Source organism: Massilia sp. PAMC28688 (assembly GCF_019443445.1).
GTDB lineage: Bacteria > Pseudomonadota > Gammaproteobacteria > Burkholderiales > Burkholderiaceae_D > Telluria_A.
In genome coordinates this window covers 957,129-976,012 of record NZ_CP080378.1, presented here as the reverse complement: position 1 = coordinate 976,012, position 18,884 = coordinate 957,129, and the positions used below count along the sequence as shown (strand labels likewise).

General features: G+C 59.7%; 15 protein-coding genes. 5 read left to right on the top strand and 10 right to left on the bottom strand.

The window, feature by feature from the left end; all coding sequences use genetic code 11:
- Nucleotides 1-40 precede the first annotated feature (40 nt).
- Nucleotides 41-2,377, top strand: coding sequence for a CHAT domain-containing protein (locus KY495_RS04290; RefSeq protein WP_219882518.1), 2,337 nt, complete (start codon nucleotides 41-43; stop codon nucleotides 2,375-2,377).
- Nucleotides 2,367-5,342, top strand: a complete 2,976-nt coding sequence (locus KY495_RS04285; protein WP_219882517.1) for an SIR2 family protein — start codon at nucleotides 2,367-2,369, stop codon at nucleotides 5,340-5,342. Before KY495_RS04290 ends, KY495_RS04285 begins: the two co-directional genes overlap by 11 nt.
- Before the next feature lie 162 nt (nucleotides 5,343-5,504).
- Here KY495_RS04285 and KY495_RS04280 read toward each other — a convergent pair whose 3' ends face one another.
- From KY495_RS04280 to KY495_RS04270, 3 genes are read right to left on the bottom strand one after another with little or no spacing between them, the layout of a single operon-like run.
- Nucleotides 5,505-5,987, bottom strand: a complete 483-nt coding sequence (locus tag KY495_RS04280) for a glutathione peroxidase (RefSeq protein WP_219882516.1) — start codon at nucleotides 5,985-5,987, stop codon at nucleotides 5,505-5,507.
- Nucleotides 5,987-7,123: a PilT/PilU family type 4a pilus ATPase gene (locus KY495_RS04275; RefSeq protein ID WP_219882515.1), complete on the bottom strand. Its 1,137-nt coding sequence runs from the start codon at nucleotides 7,121-7,123 to the stop codon at nucleotides 5,987-5,989. Before KY495_RS04275 ends, KY495_RS04280 begins: the two co-directional genes overlap by 1 nt.
- A 15-nt stretch (nucleotides 7,124-7,138) precedes the next feature.
- Entirely contained in the window at nucleotides 7,139-8,182 is a 1,044-nt protein-coding gene (locus tag KY495_RS04270) for a type IV pilus twitching motility protein PilT (RefSeq protein WP_219882514.1), read from the bottom strand.
- 88 nt (nucleotides 8,183-8,270) lie between these two features.
- Between KY495_RS04270 and KY495_RS04265 the strand changes: the two genes are divergently transcribed.
- From KY495_RS04265 to KY495_RS04255, 3 genes are all read left to right on the top strand, one after another.
- On the top strand, nucleotides 8,271-8,972 hold the full coding sequence (locus tag KY495_RS04265; RefSeq protein ID WP_219884084.1) for a YggS family pyridoxal phosphate-dependent enzyme: 702 nt from the start codon (nucleotides 8,271-8,273) through the stop codon (nucleotides 8,970-8,972).
- Nucleotides 8,973-8,986: 14 nt separating this feature from the next.
- Entirely contained in the window at nucleotides 8,987-9,805 is an 819-nt protein-coding gene (gene proC, locus KY495_RS04260; protein ID WP_219882513.1) for a pyrroline-5-carboxylate reductase, read from the top strand.
- 332 nt (nucleotides 9,806-10,137) lie between these two features.
- A complete protein-coding gene (locus KY495_RS04255) occupies nucleotides 10,138-11,163 on the top strand; it encodes a hypothetical protein (protein ID WP_219882512.1) in 1,026 nt (341 codons plus the stop codon).
- 318 nt (nucleotides 11,164-11,481) lie between these two features.
- Here the strand turns inward: KY495_RS04255 and KY495_RS04250 are convergent, their stop codons facing one another.
- From KY495_RS04250 to ubiA, 7 genes are all read right to left on the bottom strand, one after another.
- Complete coding sequence (locus KY495_RS04250; protein ID WP_219882511.1) at nucleotides 11,482-12,324, bottom strand: hypothetical protein; 843 nt, start codon at nucleotides 12,322-12,324, stop codon at nucleotides 11,482-11,484.
- Nucleotides 12,321-13,754 carry a DUF2515 family protein gene (locus KY495_RS04245; RefSeq protein ID WP_219882510.1) on the bottom strand — a complete coding sequence of 478 codons (1,434 nt, stop codon included), beginning with the start codon at nucleotides 13,752-13,754 and terminating at the stop codon, nucleotides 12,321-12,323. The genes KY495_RS04250 and KY495_RS04245 overlap by 4 nt, the downstream gene beginning before the upstream one ends.
- Before the next feature lie 20 nt (nucleotides 13,755-13,774).
- Nucleotides 13,775-16,600, bottom strand: a complete 2,826-nt coding sequence (locus KY495_RS04240) for a type VI secretion system Vgr family protein (RefSeq protein WP_219882509.1) — start codon at nucleotides 16,598-16,600, stop codon at nucleotides 13,775-13,777.
- A gap of 342 nt (nucleotides 16,601-16,942) precedes the next feature.
- Nucleotides 16,943-17,251: a hypothetical protein gene (locus tag KY495_RS04235; RefSeq protein WP_219882508.1), complete on the bottom strand. Its 309-nt coding sequence runs from the start codon at nucleotides 17,249-17,251 to the stop codon at nucleotides 16,943-16,945.
- A complete protein-coding gene (locus tag KY495_RS04230; protein ID WP_219882507.1) occupies nucleotides 17,244-17,621 on the bottom strand; it encodes a phage holin family protein in 378 nt (125 codons plus the stop codon). Before KY495_RS04230 ends, KY495_RS04235 begins: the two co-directional genes overlap by 8 nt.
- A 3-nt stretch (nucleotides 17,622-17,624) precedes the next feature.
- Nucleotides 17,625-17,951: a YqjD family protein gene (locus KY495_RS04225; protein ID WP_219882506.1), complete on the bottom strand. Its 327-nt coding sequence runs from the start codon at nucleotides 17,949-17,951 to the stop codon at nucleotides 17,625-17,627.
- Nucleotides 17,952-18,026: 75 nt separating this feature from the next.
- Nucleotides 18,027-18,881, bottom strand: coding sequence for a 4-hydroxybenzoate octaprenyltransferase (gene ubiA, locus KY495_RS04220; RefSeq protein ID WP_219882505.1), 855 nt, complete (start codon nucleotides 18,879-18,881; stop codon nucleotides 18,027-18,029).
- Nucleotides 18,882-18,884 lie beyond the last annotated feature (3 nt).

Sequence of the window (18,884 nt, the reverse complement as noted above, 5' to 3'; positions counted from 1 at the left end):
TGCGTCTGGATTGCTAACTCAGCCAGGAAGGGCACGCGCGATGACCCACGTGGATGCGATGACGCTGGACGTGCCGCGGTCAGCTGCGGCTGAACTGGATGCTCCCGGCGGGCTGGGAGGGCAGGCTGTTGCCAGCGCTGCCGGCGAAGACGTTCCCGACGGCGATGGCCAGGCGGGAGCGAATCACGCAAGCGGTATGGACCCGCTCGACGTGATCGTCATGAATGCAGACCTGCGCTTCGTACACTGCGCCTTGCTGGTCGGTCACTATCGGTCGACGATCCTGACCGGAGCGGAAGCCCAACTCGATGGGCTGATGGGTGGCGCCATGAGCCGGTCGATGGGCGCTGGCCTGTACCCGTCGATGATTGGCGCACACCATGTTTTCGGGGACTTGACCGCTTTGGCCGACACCGCTTCGCCGGTCGCGCAGCCGGCGGCCGTCATTGTCGCCGGCCTTGGCGACGAGGGCGAGCTGCGCCAGGCCGACCTCGTCTATACCGTCCGCCTCGCCATACTTGCGTTCGCGCAGCGCCTGTGCGAACGAGGCATTGCCATGCCTGCTGGCTTTTCAATGGCGGCCACCCTGGCAGGTAGTGGCGGGAGCGGCATGTCCCCGGGATGCTCAGCGCAGGCGCTGATCCAGGCAGCGCATGAAGCCAATGCCAAGATTGCCCAGCTGGAAGGCTGGCCCCGCCTTTCCAGGCTGACCCTGCTTGAACTTTTTCTCGAGCGCGCGACGGACGCGTGGCATGCGTTGAGAATGCAGGAACAGGCTGACCGGAAACTGTTGAGGCTGAACGGGAGGATACGGAGTGGCCGCGGTGCATTGCGCCGTTCCCTGGACTCGAGCTACCGCGGAACAAGCTACGACTTCATCAGCGCGTTGCAGTATGCGGAGCCGGGCGGAGCAAATCCCGGCATTACCTATAAGCTCGATACCAGGCGTGCGCGCGCCGAAGTCCATGCGCATCGCGCCCAGGCGACTTTGCTGCGCGAATTTGCGGCAGCGTCGAACAATCCCGAGATTGAGGAAAATATCGGACGAACGCTGTTCAACCTTCTGATCCCTGTTGAAATGGAGCCGTTCTTGAGTGGGTCCAGCGAAATGGTAATGGAGCTCGACGCCAATACTGCCGGCATTCCATGGGAGCTGCTCGACACCCATCCGGAGCGCAGTGCAAGCGACAAGCGGCCTTGGGCGATTCGTTGCAAACTGGTTCGCAAATTACAGCTCAAGGATTTTCGCGCGTCCCAGCGCAATGCGGGTACGGAAGATAATGTCCTCATCATTGGCAATCCAAAATGTGCGTCCGAGCGCTATCGGTCAATCGAGGGGGCAAAGGAAGAGGCCATGGCGGTTGCCGAACGCTTGCTGGAGGCTGGCAGCGGCCTGTCGCGACGCCAGGTGACGTTGTTGGCGAACCAAAATGACGCGCAGTCAATTCTGATCGCGCTGCTCAAGGAGCCCTATCGTATCGTTCATATCGCAGGTCACGGCGAATTTGGCGCGAACGGCGGCGTGGTGTTGTCAAGCGCGAATACATTTCTGGGGGCAAACGAGGTCAGCGCGATGCGCAGCATTCCGGAGCTCGTTTTTGTCAACTGCTGCCACCTGGCCGGGCGCGACACCGCATCGGTGCTTGGGCTCAACGACCGGCCCCAGTTTGCCGCCAATCTGGCCGACGCGCTGATCAGGATCGGCGTGCGCTGCGTGGTGGCGGCTGGCTGGGCAGTCGAAGATCGCGCGGCCAAGGACTTCGCGGTCGCGTTTTATGTTGCCCTCCTTAACGGAGCGCGGTTTATCGAAGCCGTGGGTGCTGCGCGCACTGCGGCGTGGGAGGCCAATCCGCAATCGAATACCTGGGCTGCTTATCAATGCTATGGTGACCCCGACTGGCGCTGGCGACGGGTATGCATGCCAAGTGCCAAGTCGCCGGTCGTGCCGCCGGAGGACGAATTCGGCGCCATTGCGTCGCCGGCGTCCCTGCTGATCGTATTGGAAACCCTTGCCATCGAGCTCGAGTGTGGCGATGCTGGCTCAGGGTGGGCGCTACCCCGACTCGATTATCTGGAAGCGGAGTTTTCCGGCCTGTGGGGCGACATGGGAGCGGTCGCGGACGCATTCGCCGTTGCCTATGCAGCAGCGGGCCAGGGGGACAGGGCGATTAAATGGTATCAACGCTCGCTGCGTGCTCCTGATGGTCTGGCTCCGCTCCGTGCGGTAGACGGCTTGAGAACGCAGTTAAATATGCGCGCCGCGTCGACTCAGGGAGCACAGCCCGGCGACGCGGCGTGGCTGGAACAACTGTCGACCATCGAGCGTTTCAACATGGGTCGTCCTTCGCACCCTTTGAAAGAGGACCATGAAAGATGACGCCAACCCCGGCTTGAAACCCGGGTGCGCACCCGAAAGCGAGTCTGCCAGCATCCCGATTGATCCAGTGCTGATTGAACGATTTGCTCACGGCAATGGCACCGTATTTGTTGGCGCTGGTATTTCTCTGGGAGCGCGTTTGCCCTCTTGGGCCAAGCTCATGGATCCACTGCGCAATGATTTGCGCAATGAAGTGGGCGCGGGTGCCAGCTATCTGGATATCGCTGAGCTATACGAGACCAAACACAGCCGAGGCGTGCTGATTCAGTATTTGAAGGACAAGCTGGGCGATGTCCGGTTTCAGCTGACCCAGACCCACGAACTGATTGTCAGCTTGCCGGTGCAGCGGATCTATACGACCAATTTCGACAATCTATTGGAACAGGCTGCGCGCAAGCGCCAGATTAATCGAAACGTGATCGTCAACGCGTCGCACATCGGCCTGTCCGATACATCGACACTGTCCATCGTCAAGCTGCATGGTGACCTCGAGGATGCAGATTCGCTCGTCATCAGTGCGCGCGATTATTACAGTTACTTCAGCCGCAACCCGGCGGTGGCCGATCTACTCAAAGTTGAGCTACAGACTCACACGGTACTTTTCCTCGGCTACAGCTTCAGCGACCCGAACTTTGGCATGATCCTCGGTAAAGTGGCAGCGCAGTCTGGATCAGTCCGGCCCTTGCTGTACAGCGTACAGTTGCGGCCAAAGCCCCTCGCCGTTCAGGCGTTACGCGCACGCGGTGTCAATGTTATTGCAATCGATGCTGCCCCCGGCAGCAGCGAGGCTGAGGAGGCGATTGAACATTGGCTGCGTTGCTTCAGGAAAGCCTTGATCCGTTACGACAGGCGCAAAACGTCCGGACCACCTGCGATGGATGCAATGCGCTGCCGCTTCCCGGTTCCCCAGTTTCCTCACACGACTTTTCACGCCAATGCGCGCAGGCGCATTGAAGCAGGCCTGCAGTCGGATTTTCGCGTGCTGGTAGTGAAAGGCGAGGCTGGTGTCGGCAAGACCATGTTGGTCACAGAAGCCATTTCGGACTACATGCAGGCTACCGGTGTGATCTCCATCTCGGACGCGTTCGAGCAAGTGATCTGGGTAGCCTGCGACGATCAGCAAGGCGCGGACCATCATGTACTTGAACGCATACTCGACAGCATCGCTATCGCTCTTGATGCGTTTGCCATTACCGATGCACACGACATCCCTCCCCTTGAAACGGGTGAGCGACGTGAGGCCGAACGGGGCCGTGTCGTGCGCAATGCCGAGCACGGTTCGGCGCAGCGCAGGCTGAAGCACAAGCGCATCCGGGTCAACCAGCTGCTGCAGGAACACAAGGTCATCGTCGTGCTGGAAGACCTGAACCCGGATGCCACGGAAGTGAAGGCATGGCTGGAAAATGCCGGGCCCTATGCCAATCCCAAGAGCAGGGTGGTGGTGACTTCGCGCGATGCAGCGGTGACCGGGTTCGTGGTCGAGGTGGAACGGTTAAACCAGAAAGACGCGGTTGAAATGGTGCGCGAATGCGCCAGCGGCATGATGCTGCGCCGCCAGATACCGGATGGGATTGACCACCTCGCGCCGGTGTTGGCCAGCGAAACGCGGGGGAACCCACAGGCGATCCGGATGGCCGTCGGGCTGATTAATGGCACCGGTGACGCCGAGGCGGCCAGCATCGCATCGAACCCTGAGCTACAACCCACCGCCATGAAAGACATTGAACGACTGTTTGCCTTTTACGCGGAGCGTGCATGGGAACACCTCGACGATGATGCGCGCGCAATCCTGAGCGCCATGCTCGCATTCCCTGCAATGGTGGCTGTGCCGTCCAGGCTGTTGCGTAAGGCCGCCGGGCTGGACGATACAGCTTTTCGTCAAGGGGCAACGATGGCCGGTTTGTTCGGCCTGCTGGAACGGGATGTGGCGAACGACACATTCGATATGCAGCGGATACCACGCGACTGCATGAGGAGACGCGTCGCCCGGATTGGCAACCTGGATGCCGCCGAGGGCCGGCTTGCCGATCACTTGCTCGGCTTCCTCGGCGATGAGAACGTCTTGTGCAGGCCGGAAATTACGGATCGTTATTGGAACACCCTGGTGCGCCCCGAAATGGCCAAGGTAGACCCGTACTGGCCAATTATCAACCATGTCATGAGACGCGCTGTTGAAAACGGTAACGTGGCGCAGTTCGTCGTCCTGCTCGCGCACTACATGGACAGCCGCTTTCTCAATGCGGAGCGGCTCGAATTCCTCGGTCACGCACTTGCCGAACTCGAGCATAAAGATCCATTGATGGTGGCCACGCTGCGTATCGATGCGCTTGCCTGGACTTATCTCGAAGAGGGCCTGTACAAGGAAGCACAAGGGGAAATTGCAACGGGACTTCGCCTGCTTGGTTCGGAGCCGGCGCACGATCTGCGCGCGCTGGCCCATGCATGGACAGCCCGCCTCAAATGTGGCGATTCGCATAGCCTGGTAGAGGCAATGGAAAGCCTGAGAGCAGCACGTGAACATGCCCTGAAAGTCGACACCAAGTACTGGATCAGCATGCGCGTTGAGATGATGGCAGGCGATGTCCAGATGATGCAGCATAACGCGCAATGCGCGAGGAAGCATTACCAGGATGCCGAGAGCCTGATGCAGCGTTATGGCGGCGAAGGAAATAGTTATCAGACCGCGCCACGCATGGGCTTTGCCCTGCTGGAACTTGGAGAATATGCCGAAGCTGAGCGTCTATTCCGCATGCTGGCAGAAAATGCCCCGGTCGCCACAGGGCGCCTGTACGGCGAATACGGACTGGCGCTGATTGCGGCGCGCGGGGAGGCCACGCAGGAAGCGGTCCGCCATTTACGGACCATCCACAGGGACATCGCTCGGCGCGGAAGCGGAAACGTCCTGATGGTGCTGGCAAACAGTCTATACCAGCGCATCCTGGCGAACAGTCCAGCCGTCGGGTAGTCGGCTGTCCCCGCTGTTAATGCGTGTCTTTATCGGCGGTTGGGCGCGTAGAAAGTCCTCAAAGCAAGCGAAGAAGGGCGAGTTCGTCACCCACAACGATATTGCAAGCTCTCTTCAATGGAAAAAGGGGCGCGCACGCCCCTTGTGGTTAGTCATGGCAGGCTATTCGGCCAGCAGTTTTTCGATGTCGCCCACCAGTTCCTCAGGCGAAGTCTGCGGCGAATAGCGCTTGTACACGCTGCCATCCTTCTTGATCAGGAATTTGGTGAAGTTCCACTTGATGGCCTGGGTGCCCAGCAAGCCAGGCGCTTCTTTTTTCAGGTGCTGGAACAGGGGATGGGCGCCGGCGCCATTGACATCCACCTTTGAAAACAGGGGGAAGGTGACGCCGAAGTTCTTTTCACAGAACGCGCCGATTTCCGCTTCGCCCTTCGGTTCCTGGCCGCCGAACTGATTGCAGGGAAAGCCCAGCACCACCGCGCCCTTGTCCTTGAACTGCTCGTACACCTTTTCCAAACCCTTGTACTGCGGGGTAAAGCCGCAGTCGCTCGCCGTGTTGACGATCAGGAGCACCTTGCCCTTGTATTTGGACAGGTCCACGGTAGAACCGGCAATATCCTGCGCCGTAAAATCGAATGTACTCATCACACAATCCCCAGGTGTTCAGTGCCTGCCGACAGGTCGCGGTTCTTTGCGTCCTTGCCCTTGAGTTTGATCGCCAGGCGCAGGTCGTTGACCGAGTCGGCGTTGCGCAGTGCGTCTTCGTAGCTGATCAGGTCATTTTCGTACAGGTCGAACAGCGCCTGGTCGAAGGTTTGCATGCCCAGCTCGCGCGACTTCTTCATGATCTCCTTGATTTCATGGACATTGCCCTTGAAGATCAGGTCCGAGATCAGGGGAGAATTTAACATGATCTCGATCGCCACGCAGCGACCCTTGGTTTCCTTCATCGGGATCAGGCGCTGCGAGATCAGTCCCTTCAGGTTCAGCGACAGGTCCATCAGCAGCTGCTGGCGGCGCTCTTCGGGGAAGAAGTTGATGATGCGGTCGAGCGCCTGGTTGGCGCTGTTGGCGTGCAGCGTGGCCAGGCACAGGTGGCCGGTTTCCGCAAACGCGATGGCGTGCTCCATGGTTTCGCGGTCGCGGATCTCGCCGATCTGGATCACGTCCGGCGCCTGGCGCAGCGAGTTTTTCAGCGCCGCTTCAAACGTTTCCGTATCCACGCCCACTTCGCGCTGGGTGATCACGCAGTTGCGGTGCGGGTGAACATATTCCACCGGGTCTTCAATGGTGATGATGTGGCCGTAGCTGTTTTCGTTGCGGTAGCCAACCATGGCCGCCAGCGTGGTCGATTTGCCGGAGCCGGTCGCGCCCACCATGATCACCAGGCCGCGCTTGGTCATCACCACATCCTTGAGCACTTCCGGCAGGCCCAGGTCGTCCAGACGGGGAATGGTGGTGGTGATGGTCCGCAGTACCATGCCGACGCAGCTCATCTGCACGAAGGCCGAAACGCGGAAGCGTCCCAGGTCGCCCGGGCTGATGGCGAAGTTGGCTTCCTTGGACAGCTCAAAGCCGGCCGTCTGCTTGTCGTTCATGATCGAACGGGCCAGGTCGGCGGTGTGCGAGGGCGTCAGCGCCTGGCTCGACACCGGTGTCATCTTGCCGTCGATCTTGATTGCGGGCGGGAAGCCGGCGGTGATGAACAGGTCGGATCCGCCCTTGCTGGTCATCAAGCGCAGCAAGTCGAACATGAATTTTGAAGCCTGGTCGCGTTCCATGAGTGGGGGGTCCTGTTAGCCTGGGAAGTTGTCTGGGATTTTCGCCGCATTGCGTGCTGCAGCCGAAGAAATCACGTTGCGGCGTACCAGGTCGGTGAGGTTCTGGTCGAGCGTCTGCATGCCCACGTTGCTGCCGGTCTGGATGGCCGAATACATCTGGGCGATCTTCGCTTCGCGAATCAGGTTGCGGATTGCCGGGGTGCCGATCATGATCTCGTGCGCCGCCACCCGCCCGCCGCCATCCTTGGTCTTGAGCAGGGTCTGTGAAATGACGGCCTGCAGTGATTCGGACAGCATCGCGCGCACCATCTCCTTTTCATCGGCCGGGAACACGTCGACGATACGGTCGATGGTCTTGGCGGCCGACGAGGTGTGCAGCGTGCCGAACACCAGGTGACCCGTTTCGGCGGCCGACAGGGCCAGGCGGATGGTTTCCAGGTCGCGCAATTCGCCCACCAGGATGCAGTCCGGATCTTCGCGCAGCGCCGAGCGCAGCGCATTGTTGAACGACAGCGTGTGCGGCCCCACTTCGCGCTGGTTGATCAGGCATTTCTTGGAGTCGTGCACGAATTCGATCGGGTCTTCAATGGTCAGGATATGGCCATACTCGTTTTCGTTCAGGTGGTTTACCATGGCCGCCAAGGTGGTCGACTTGCCGGAGCCGGTCGGGCCGGTCACCAGCACCAGGCCGCGCGGACGCATCGCCAGTTCCGCAAAAATCTTGGGCGCGTTCAGGTCTTCCAGACTCAGGATCTTGGAAGGAATGGTACGCAGCACGGCAGCGGCGCCACGCTCCTGGTTAAAGGCATTGACGCGAAAGCGCGCCAGGCCGGGAATGGCGAACGAAAAGTCCACCTCCAGCATTTCTTCGTACGCCTTGCGCTGGCCGTCGTTCATGATGTCATAGATCATGCCGTGCACGTCCTTGTGCTCGAGCGGCGGCAGGTTGATGCGGCGCACGTCGCCGTGCACGCGGATCATCGGCGGCAGGCCGGATGAGAGGTGCAGGTCGGATGCCTTGTTCTTGACGGAGAATGCGAGTAATTCGGAGATGTCCATTTATAATCCCTGTGCCGTGTATGGGCGCATGCCGATGTGTGCGCATTTCGCAATAATCGTCTGCATTAATTGCCCTCTGAAAATGATTATGTCCACAATCGCCCAGAACTTGCAAGCTGTCGATGCGAGTATTCTTGCCGCTGCGAGCGCTGCGGGACGGGCCCGCGAAGCGATTGGCTTGCTCGCCGTTTCCAAAACATTCCCGCCAGAAGCGGTGCTGGAAGCAATTGCCGCCGGCCAGCATGCCTTCGGCGAAAATTACTTGCAAGAAGCGCTAGACAAAATGACTGCGGTTTCGCGCGCCGTGCCGGCCCAGGAAATCGCGTGGCATTTCATCGGCCCCATACAGAGCAACAAGACGCGGCCCATCGCGCAGCATTTTGACTGGGTGCACACGGTCGAGCGCCTGAAAATTGCGCAGCGCTTGTCCGAGCAAAGGCCGGAAGACAAGGCGCCGCTCAACATTTGCCTGCAAGTTAACATCAGTGGTGAAGCTAGCAAGAGCGGTGCGGCACCAGAAGAATTGGAAGCGTTGGCCCAGGCTGTGGCACAGCTACCACGGTTGCGCCTGCGCGGCCTGATGGCGATCCCGGAGCCGGAAACGGAATTTGACCGGCAGCGTGCCGCGTTTCATCGGCTGCGGAATTTGTTCGAAGGACTCAACGCGAAAGGCATGGAGATGGACACGCTGTCGATGGGCATGTCGTCCGACCTGCAGGCCGCAATCGCAGAAGGCGCCACCATTGTGCGCGTGGGCAGCGCCATCTTCGGCTCGCGCCATTACGAATAACTCTCAGGATCATCATGAAAATTGCGTTTATCGGCGGCGGGAACATGGCAGCGGCCTTGATTGCGGGCCTGGCCGGCAAGCTCACCAAGGGTGAGGACATCCATGTAGTTGATCCCAATCCCGAAGCGCTCGATCGCCTGCGCCTGCAGTATGCGGTGACGATTGCGCCGGCCATTGGTGATGCGCTGGCACTGGCCGACGTGATTGTGCTGGCGGTCAAACCGCAGAACATGCGCGAGGTGGCGGCGGCGCTGCTGCCGCGCCTGGGCGCCGCGCAGCCGCTGATCCTGTCGATTGCGGCGGGCATCCGCGGGGCCGACCTGGCGCGCTGGCTGGGCGGCTACAGCGCGATCGTGCGCACCATGCCCAATACGCCGGCGCTGATCGGCAAGGGCATCACGGGCATGGTCGCCATGGCGGGCGTGAGCGCGCCGCAAAAAATGGCGGCCGACGACATCATGAAGGCGGTGGGCACCACGCTGTGGCTGGACGACGAAGCGCAGATTGATCCCGTTACGGCGGTGTCGGGCAGCGGCCCGGCCTATGTGTTTTACTTCATTGAAGCGATGCAGCAGGCCGCGCTGGAACTGGGCCTGTCGGAAGCGCAGGGCAGGGAGCTGGCGCTGGCCACCTTTACCGGCGCGGCGCAGCTGGCGGCGCAGTCGGAAGACCCGGTGCCGCTGCTGCGGGAGAAGGTCACGTCCAAGGGCGGCACCACTTACGCGGCCATCACCAGCATGGAGCAGGCCGGGGTCAAGGACAAGATCGTCGCGGCAGTCAAGGCGGCAGCTGCGCGCGGGCGCGAGCTGGGTGATGAGCTGGGGCATGCCTGATTTATGGCGCGTCGATCCGAGCGCCCGCGTCAGCGCCAGGCACACGCCTCGTTGCCGCTGCAATGCCGCCGGTGGTCCTGACACGCCGACGTAGCAATCCTTCCGACCTGAAAGTAAATCGACGGTGCCGCTGACGGTGCACTGTTCAAACCTTCATATGCCGCAAGGCCTGCGGCAAGACCGCCTCCGATAATCGCCTTGTAGAAGCGAGCTGAAGAGTGATGTCCTGTGACATTCACCAACATTTCTCGCCTTGCGCACTGGCAGCTACAAGCCTGGTGCAATCGGGCATGCCACACGCCGGCATGCCCGCCATCTCATCGGAGGACATCATGCAATCAATCCATCACATCAAGGCCGCCACGGCCCTGACCTTGCTTGCCGCGTCGATCGGCAGCGCTCAAGCCCAGCACGGGCACCTGGAATTTTGCGCGCCAGACTCGAAGGCGACGCCAGTGCTGAGCAAGGGCGACTTTGACGGCGACGGGACCGTTACCCGGAAGGACATTCAGCTGCTTGCTGAGCAGATCGGCAAGCAGCAGTACATCGCCTTTTTTGACCGCAACGCCGACCATGTGCTGGACCAGAAGGATGTGGCAATTGCGACCGCGGAAGCAGGCGCCGCCAGCACGCAGCTGGACCGGGAACTGGCCGCGGCTTATCACGGCACCAAGGCCTATCGCCAATTGAGCAAGGCTACCGCAGACGGGTTCGTGCCCTGGACCGAAGCACTGTATGGCCACGGCGCCCATTACGTGCAGCGGCCGGAAAGGGGGACGCTTGATTACACGTTCAACCCGGCAGCGCCGGAGGGGCTGAACTACGATGCCGACGGCCGCTTGTGGGCTGTGTTCTACTATATTGGACCATCGCCAACCCGCCTGGACGGCACCAAGTATCCTCCCGGTGACCGCTTCAAGCCATTCTCCCAGGCGCCGGAAGGGTTCTGCGGCGACGCCGATGTATGGCACCACCATGCCGGCGGATGCTTCAAGGGTTTGAACTATGAGCAGCCCGTCATGGATCCGGCCCGGCTCTCATTTCGCGAAGGGCTGAGCCCGCAGCAGTGCCTGCCCGGCAGCGCCGTGAAAAATGGCTTGCCCGTGTCGAGCAACGCAAAGTGGACGCCCGAGTTCCACATGTTGCATGCGTGGATTTATGAGTTGAATCCCTGTGGCACGTTTGCAGGGACGCATCCGGACCTGGCGAAAAATGCACTGCACCCATCCGGCATTGCGCCAAACGGGCACATCCATGCATCGAATACCCATCCGAGCTATCCGTTCACGGGAGGGACGCTGTGTGCCTGGCTTGGACAGCTTGGTCAGGTGCCCGAATTCTGCACCGCGCGAAAGTGATGCCGGTCGCATCAGGGCAGGGAAGGGCTGCGCGGACGAGGCGGTCGATGGCCGTGCGATGATTTTGGCAGGCTGACGCGGCGCCGGGATTGTTCAACGAGTGACCACGGGAAGGGAAGGGGCACACCAGCGCAGGCAAGGCCCGCATAGGACCTTGCCTGCGCCGGTGCCGCGAATGACAGGCTCAGACCGCGCAGTTGCGCAGCATGGTCAGGCCACCTGGACCAGCTTGTGGGCCGACATGCCGGTAGCGAGCATGGGCGCGACCTTTCGCTAGCGTGCGGCACGCTGCCAACACGGGGCGTCGAGGTTTGACTGTTATCGCGGCACCACGCTGTCGCCGCGGGCAATCGCGTTCTGTTCCAGTATCTTGTTCCGTTCGGCTGTTTCCACCAGGCCGATTTCGTATTGTTGAGTGCTATTCCAGCCCTTGGCGTCACCTTCACGCCTCTTCCATGCTGCGACCTCTTCTTCAATTTTCTTCATTATGCGATGGTCCTCAAACTTTAGCAGAAAGTTGTACATTAATATTCCGCCGGTTTCGCTGTAATCAACTGCTAAGGTGGCGAGCACGCCATCTCCCATCCATTGATATTCCTGAGTTTGTTTGAAGAGCGCAAGGTATTCCGTATCGCTAAATCTATACGACGGATCAATGGGGCAGGTGGAACTATGAAATTCCCCTGACAATCCCAACATCGTTGATCGTCCAGTCACGGCCGGACAATGTTCCGGGATATGGCGTTTCCATTTTCCTTTGGCGAACTGGATCAGTATCTCATTGAGATGAAGCCTTGCTGCGGAGTGCGAGTTAAGCTTTGAAGCGGCCATTTTTATTCGAGCCAAAAAAACTTCTTCATTTGCCATCCGCTTTCTGTCTGTGACCAGTGCGACCGAGAAAACAGATCTAGCCTGAATCTCCAAACCGGGTCTACTAAAACGCACATACAGATCATCAGGCAAGTCCACAGCGCTGAATTGAATACTACCGTTGACGTCATCCACCCCGTAGCTTGAGATACCGGAAGATCTTGCCGTTTCAACGATGTTTCGTCCAAGATCGACCCTTACAAGTTTCATTGTGTTCATACGTTGAGTGCATCCCAGCAATAAGCTCAATCCGAAAAAAAGAACAGCGGTGCGGCAAGTAACAAGTTTCATTCTTTCATCCATAATCGAATCTTCCGTAGTTCTGTTTCCATGTATGAACGTTCAAATTTCATCAGAAAATCAAAGTGGTCGGCAATCTCCCCGACAAAGCCCATTCGGTCTTCTTCATTGGTCAGGCTTTTCCGCCTGCCAATGACGCCATCGGTAAATCCTGTAGCTGGGTCGAAAATGGTTTGATACTTTTTGTCTTTTATAGAAGGGTCAAATGCATAGACCACTTTGAATTGCGGCGATAGCCAGCCTGATGTAGCACGACTGGACCAATGATTCATGTCCATAGTCTCCTTCAAGCGGACGTCGCTGTAGATTAGCGGCTGTAATACGTTAATTTGCTCATGACGCGCAATTATATTTAACTCGGCCGCCTGCATTTTTATTTTTTCTGTATCGGACTTCATGGCGAACTGATCGGACAGATGCTTGTAAGCCGTGACAATCTCCGGCATCGACTTCTGTTGTCTGACTTTCAGCAAGGCTTTCATTGCCTCATTATCTTTTACGATGGCAGTCAGTTCCTTGTGTTCTGCCTCCATCACATGAAACGCCTCCGGGAACTTGGCCCAGTATTGGCTAGGCGGCATTCTGTACCCTGCGTCATACGATTTTACCTGCGTGCGGCAGTGCCGATTAGCCATCATCGCGGCGGTCGCGTACGCCCCCCGGCCACCGTCATACGAGGGCGCAGGACCGACGTCAAAAAATGTCTGCGCTTTTTTGAAGACGATGTCACCTTTGAGCCGGCCCGACAACCTGGTAATCCAGTTGGGACCGAAAGGCAGTTCTTCCACTGCCTGTTTGGACGCCGATTGATAAGTGGACCAATCCCGCTTGGCCGGTCCCGCCTCGATCCGCTTCTTGTTCAGGGTGCCGTCTTCATTGATCCCGTACTCCAGGAAATACCACAGCCACGGATAAATATCCATGAACAGCCAGAGATTTCCCTTGGCGAGCGCCCCGTAGGTGCGCAGAACATGGTCGTAGGGCGAGTCATCCGTCATCAGCAGGCTGCCGAGATCGGCCATCGACGAATTGCGCAGCACGCTCGCCTTGTCGCTCCATTTCCATTCGCGTTGCAGCACTTCTTCCCGCGAATAGCGGAACGCCTCAACGATATCCTTGACCACGAACGCCGCCAGCGCGCACCAGTGAAAATGCAGCTTTCCCCGGGACTTGGCAGCACTCTTGAAGTATAGATCGGCGTAATGCGCCGCGATGCGCCGTGCCCGATGCTCGGGATCCGTGATCAGGTGGTAGCAGCCATCGGCCTGATCTTTTTTACTTACGGCGATCAGTGCCGCCTGCTGCGCGAATGACCATAAATGCCGATATTCGACCGTGGCTTCGTGCTGTGAGCCGGGCGTGGTATTGGTCATGCACTTGCCCAGTACTTCCAGCGTTACACCCTTGATATTTGTCGTCACTATCAATTTTCCTGATGGGTTTATTTCGCAAACTTGAACGTCGCATAGCGCAGCGCGTATTGAAGTGTTTCCGCCTGCGGCGTGGTAATCCGCTCCAGCTCGCTCAGCGCATCGGTTTTGTTGACGAGCTGCTGTGTGTCGTCCGCCTCGTTGAAAAGACGGAACGGTATGGCGCCAATATGCTGGCCATCGGCATCCTTGAAGACGACTTGCTCATCGTAGTTTTCCAGCAGCGACACGCCCGGTGGGACGACCGTCACGGCGCCGCGTGGCAAGCCAGCAAGTTGTGCAGCTTCCTCCCCGCCGTCATCGAGCGTGTGCTGAGCACCTTTGACGGTAAAGTTACCGGGACACGCGAACGTGATATCGCCACCTTCCAGCGTGATCGATGATGTGCCAGCCTGCACCACGATTTTTTCCTTTGCCTGGATCTCAATGCAGTCATTCACCGACACGATGGTCACTGCCTGATCGGCCAGAATCTCCAGTTGATCCGTATGAGCCTGCAGTGACACCGCGCCATTGCCCGCGATGGCCTGAATGCCGCCGCTGTGGGTGTACAGCCCGGCTGCATGGGCGGCGACGGCCGACACCGTGTGCTGCGCCGTTAGTTGAAAGTCCGATTGCGTGGTCCATTGCAGATGCTCGCCGGCAAACAGCATGGTCGACGCGGGCGTGGCCCAGTTGATTGACGCCGCAGCCGTCATCAAAACGACCGGCGCGCCAAATTTTTCCGCGGGCATGGACTGATCAAGATCGCGCCCGCCCGGCTGCGTCTTGAACGGCTCCTGTCCACCCACTTCTGCGCTGTGCTTGCCCTTTTGCCCGGGGTCGATCTGTGCAATAAACTCGCGGTGTGCCTCGGCCGTAGCACTGCTTGCCAGGGCCTTTTGCTCGCTGGCGGACTGTCGCAGGCGCTCGGCTAGCTCGCCGGCGCCGTCAAGCAGGCCGGCCGCTTCGGCCGCATCCATTTGCGTTGATACGACGCTGCTTCCTTGTTGTGCGCGGGCGGCAGTGGTGAGCAGAACACCATCACCGCCCCGCACTACAGCCCAGGCATCGGAACGCAGTTCGAAGCCGCTGCCACGATAGCTGCCGCGTTGGCTACTGCCTGGTGACTGTGCGACCAGGTAGCCCAGGTTGAGCTGGCTTGCAGCCGTGCTGGTGGCAAGGCGAGTGCGCACCTGGCCGGCTGTGTCATCGAGCTGCCACTGGTTAAACCCGCTGCCGTCATGGTTGTGGCTGTGCATTCCCGATAGCGTCCCGCCATGATTGGCTGCCGAATCGATACCGGCAGAAAAAGGCGGCAGGTCCGACCCGGTGTAAAGCTGGGCCACAATCATGGGACGGTCCACGTCGCCTTCGATGAAGTCGACCAGCACTTCGCTGCCCACGCGCGGCGTAAATTGCGAACCCCAGTTGGGCCCGGCCAGCGCTTCGGCCACCCGTATCCACGTGCCGGATGTGTCGTCGCCCGGCGCGTTGCCGAGCGCACCAGTGTTATGCGCCATGCCGCCCGCATTCGGGTTGGCCCCCCGTTGCCATGCAAACTGGACCTTTACCTGATGATCGCGCATGGTGGTACATGCGGCATCTGGCAAGCCTACCACCAGGGCGGTTTGCGGCCCCAGCGCGGTGGCAGGCGCCGGTGCCGTTATTGACTGCGGAACAATGGCCACGCTATGACGCACGCAGCCAAACTGGTTGCAATACGTGCCGGCGTCGATGGCGTGGTCGGCGCCGCCCTTGATCTGCGCCTGAAAATTGTTGCGCGCCTGATGGCGCACCCACAACACGGTAAAGCGCGATTCATCGCCCGCATAGTGGTCGTGCTGGGTCAGGATGAACCCATGGCCAGCCGCCAGCCTGCGCGCCGAGCCTGCGCCTTCAAAAGACTTGTTTGCCATCTCCAGTGCCTGCAGCATCAGCTCACTGTGCGGCGTCGCTATTGCCGCGTCGCTGGCAAGGCGTTCACCGCTGCCGTCGTAGAGCGCCAGTTCAGGCACGTCGCCGGCATCCAGGCCGGACTGTTGGGTGGCTGAGGGTGCCATCAGCTGGCACGGGTCCCAGCTACTGATGGTGACTGCATTGGCCTGGAGCTGGCGCCGCGGACGGAACTCGTCGATTGCGTCATCGCATTCGGTAGCGCGCACAGCGTGGAACCGGATGGCTTCATCGCCGCGCGTGGGCGGCACCTGGGCATGACGGTCAAAAATGACGACCCGGTGCCGGGCCTGGCCATCGCCGTGCGTTTCCTCATGGGCATCAAGCTGGTCGTGCTCGAAACGCCAGCTCAGCCCTTCGCTGGCCAGCACCCGCACCAGGAACTCGTAATCGCTCTCGCGATATTGCGTTACGATGGCGCGCCGTTCGAGCTCTTGCGTGACGTCGAACTCGAATCGTACTTGCGCATAATCCGCCAGCAATTCGGTGACGATTTCCTGGACGTTCTTGTCCTGGAAAATGTAGCAATCACGCCGAAGCTTCAACAACGACAGGGCAGGCTCGAGGCGAAGGCGATAGCGGGCGACGCCGCCATCAGCGCCAAGCCAGGAACAATGTGTGCACAGTCCGTGCCAAGCGCGACGGCTGCCGTCGGGCTGGAGGAGTCCAATGGTCAGTTCTTCACCGATGAAGATTGAGAGCTCCAGGTCTGTCGATACACTCAAAGCATCGATTTCAAACCGGAATAATCCGCTTATTGCCTCGCGGCCGTCAAATTGATCGACCATAAGTGTTTCGGGCAGTGATCGTTCCTGAACGCTGGTCAAAGTCACCAGCCGTGCATGCTGGCCAAGGCCCTTTAGTGGAAAGGCAACGGGCATGGATTCAGCGAGAATATGCATGAGGTGGCGAAGGTTAGAATCGGGAATGGAGGCAGCGGCATCAATATCTCTGCCAACGTTCAAGCGGGCAAATGAATAAATATTGCCTTTTATGCCACTATACGCTGGCCAAGAGCTGCTCGTAACTACGCGTCTTGATAGGTAATCATGGGCAAGATGGACTGAGGTGTTGCCTGCACGCTTGCGGCGAGACAGGGCTGGCTTCGGCGCGGTCAGGCCCGCGGCAAATTGCGCAGATGGGGCTGACGGCGGAAGTGGGGAAGCAGGGAGTGGCCAGCGCTGAAGGCTGCGCTATCGCCGGCACGCAGTGGTGCCGCTCCCTTTTTCTTGGCAGCGCAATCTTCAGACCGCGCGGTTGCGTAGCATGGTCAGGCCACCCTTCGCCAGCTTGTAGACCGACATGCCGGTTGTGAGCACGCGCGCGAGCTTTTGCGAGCGCGCCGCAAAGGCTGCCAGTGCCAGCCCGGCGATGGCAAGCGGTGCCTTGACACCACCGGAAAAATACTGGCCGATGCCGCCACCGGTGAGCACGCTGGGCGCGCGCATGACTTCGATCTCGCGGCCCATCTGCGTGCGCTGGGCTGCGCACTGGGCGATCAGCGCTTCCTTGCGCTCGGCCCGGGTCAGCTCTTTTTTGCTCGTATCACTCATGGGTCCCCCTCACGTTGCGGATGAAATTGACATCCTTGTGCAGCTCGTCCATGGTGGCACCAAGCAGGCGCGGACGATTGGCAAAGTCGGACTTGAGCTTGAACGCGGCCACGGCGCAGCCGATGCCGAAGGCCAGCGCCAGGCCACCGGCCGCCAGCAGCGGCGCGGTGTCCCAGAATGCCAGCACCACGGTCACGGCGATCATGACCAGGGTCAGTCCGAACAGGATCAGCGCTACCAGCGCGATGACGAAATAGCCGAGCAGCCGCTGCGACTCCTCTTCAATTTCCAGCGCCGCCAGCGACAGGCGCGTTTGCAGCATGGCCAGTACGCCGGCGCCGATCCGCCCGGCCTTTTCCCTGATCGACATCGTTTAGCGGCGCGACGACGAGATCAACAGGCCTGCCAGCAGGCCGATGGTGGCGCCGACCGTGACGGCCTTCCATGGATTCTCATGGACGTATTCGTCGGTGGCCTTGGCAGCGTACTTGGTCTTTTCCACCACCGCTTCTTCGATGCGGATGATTTCGTCCTTGGCCGTGGTCAGGGTGCGCTCGAACTTGGCCTTGGCAGCCTGGAACTCGTCGCCGGTCATCTGGCTGCCTTTGGTCAGCCATGCTTCGGCATCCTGGATCACGGATTTCAGGTCGGTCAGCAGCTGGTCACGGGTGCCTGGCTTGGTTGGGATGGATTCGATCATTTTATTTTCCTCACGATTATTGATTTGAACAGTGCGCTTCGAAACGATTCTGTTGCCCGTGCAAGAAGGACAACATTATCCGAAAGCGTAGTCTACCGCGCAACCGGCAAATAGGGCCGCACCCAACCAATTGTTGTGGCGAAATGCATGAAAACAGCGCATGCGGTCGCGGTCACGGATCAGGGTGTAGTGATACAGGGCAATAACTGCGGCCACGGCGATGCCGGCGACGAACCAGTAGCGCAGGCCCAGTTGCCAGCCGCACACGAGGATAAGGGCCAGGGCTGCGCCATAGCACAGCATGACGGCTGCCACGTCAAACCGGCCAAAGGTAATGGCCGAAGTACGGATGCCGATCTTGAGGTCGTCGTCGCGGTCTACCATGGCGTACTCGGTATCGTAGGCCACGGCCCAGAATACGTTGGCCAGCAGCAGCAGCCAGGCCACCATCGGTACAGTGTTCTGTACTGCGGCAAAGGCCATGGGAATGCCGAAGCCAAAGGCAATGCCGAGGTAAGCCTGGGGAATGGCAAAGAAGCGCTTGAAGTAGGGGTAGCTGCCGGCAATGATGACGGCAGCTACCGACAGCTGCTTGGTCAGGCTGTTCAGGGGCAAGATGAGCAAAAACGAGACCACGGCCAGCACACCGGCGACGGCCAGCGCTTCCCAGCTGCGGATCTTGCCGCTCGTCAGGGGCCGCTCGGCGGTGCGCTTGACATGCTTGTCGAAGTCGCGGTCGGCATAGTCATTGATGGCGCAGCCGGCCGAGCGCATCAGCACCGTGCCCAGGGTGAAGATGGCGAGGATGCCAAGGTCGGGAACACCGCCGGACGCCATCCACAGCGCCATGAGCGTGGGCCACAAGAGGAGCAGGATGCCGATTGGCTTGTCCAGCCGGATCAGCCGGTAATAGAGAGCCAGCCTGTTCATCGA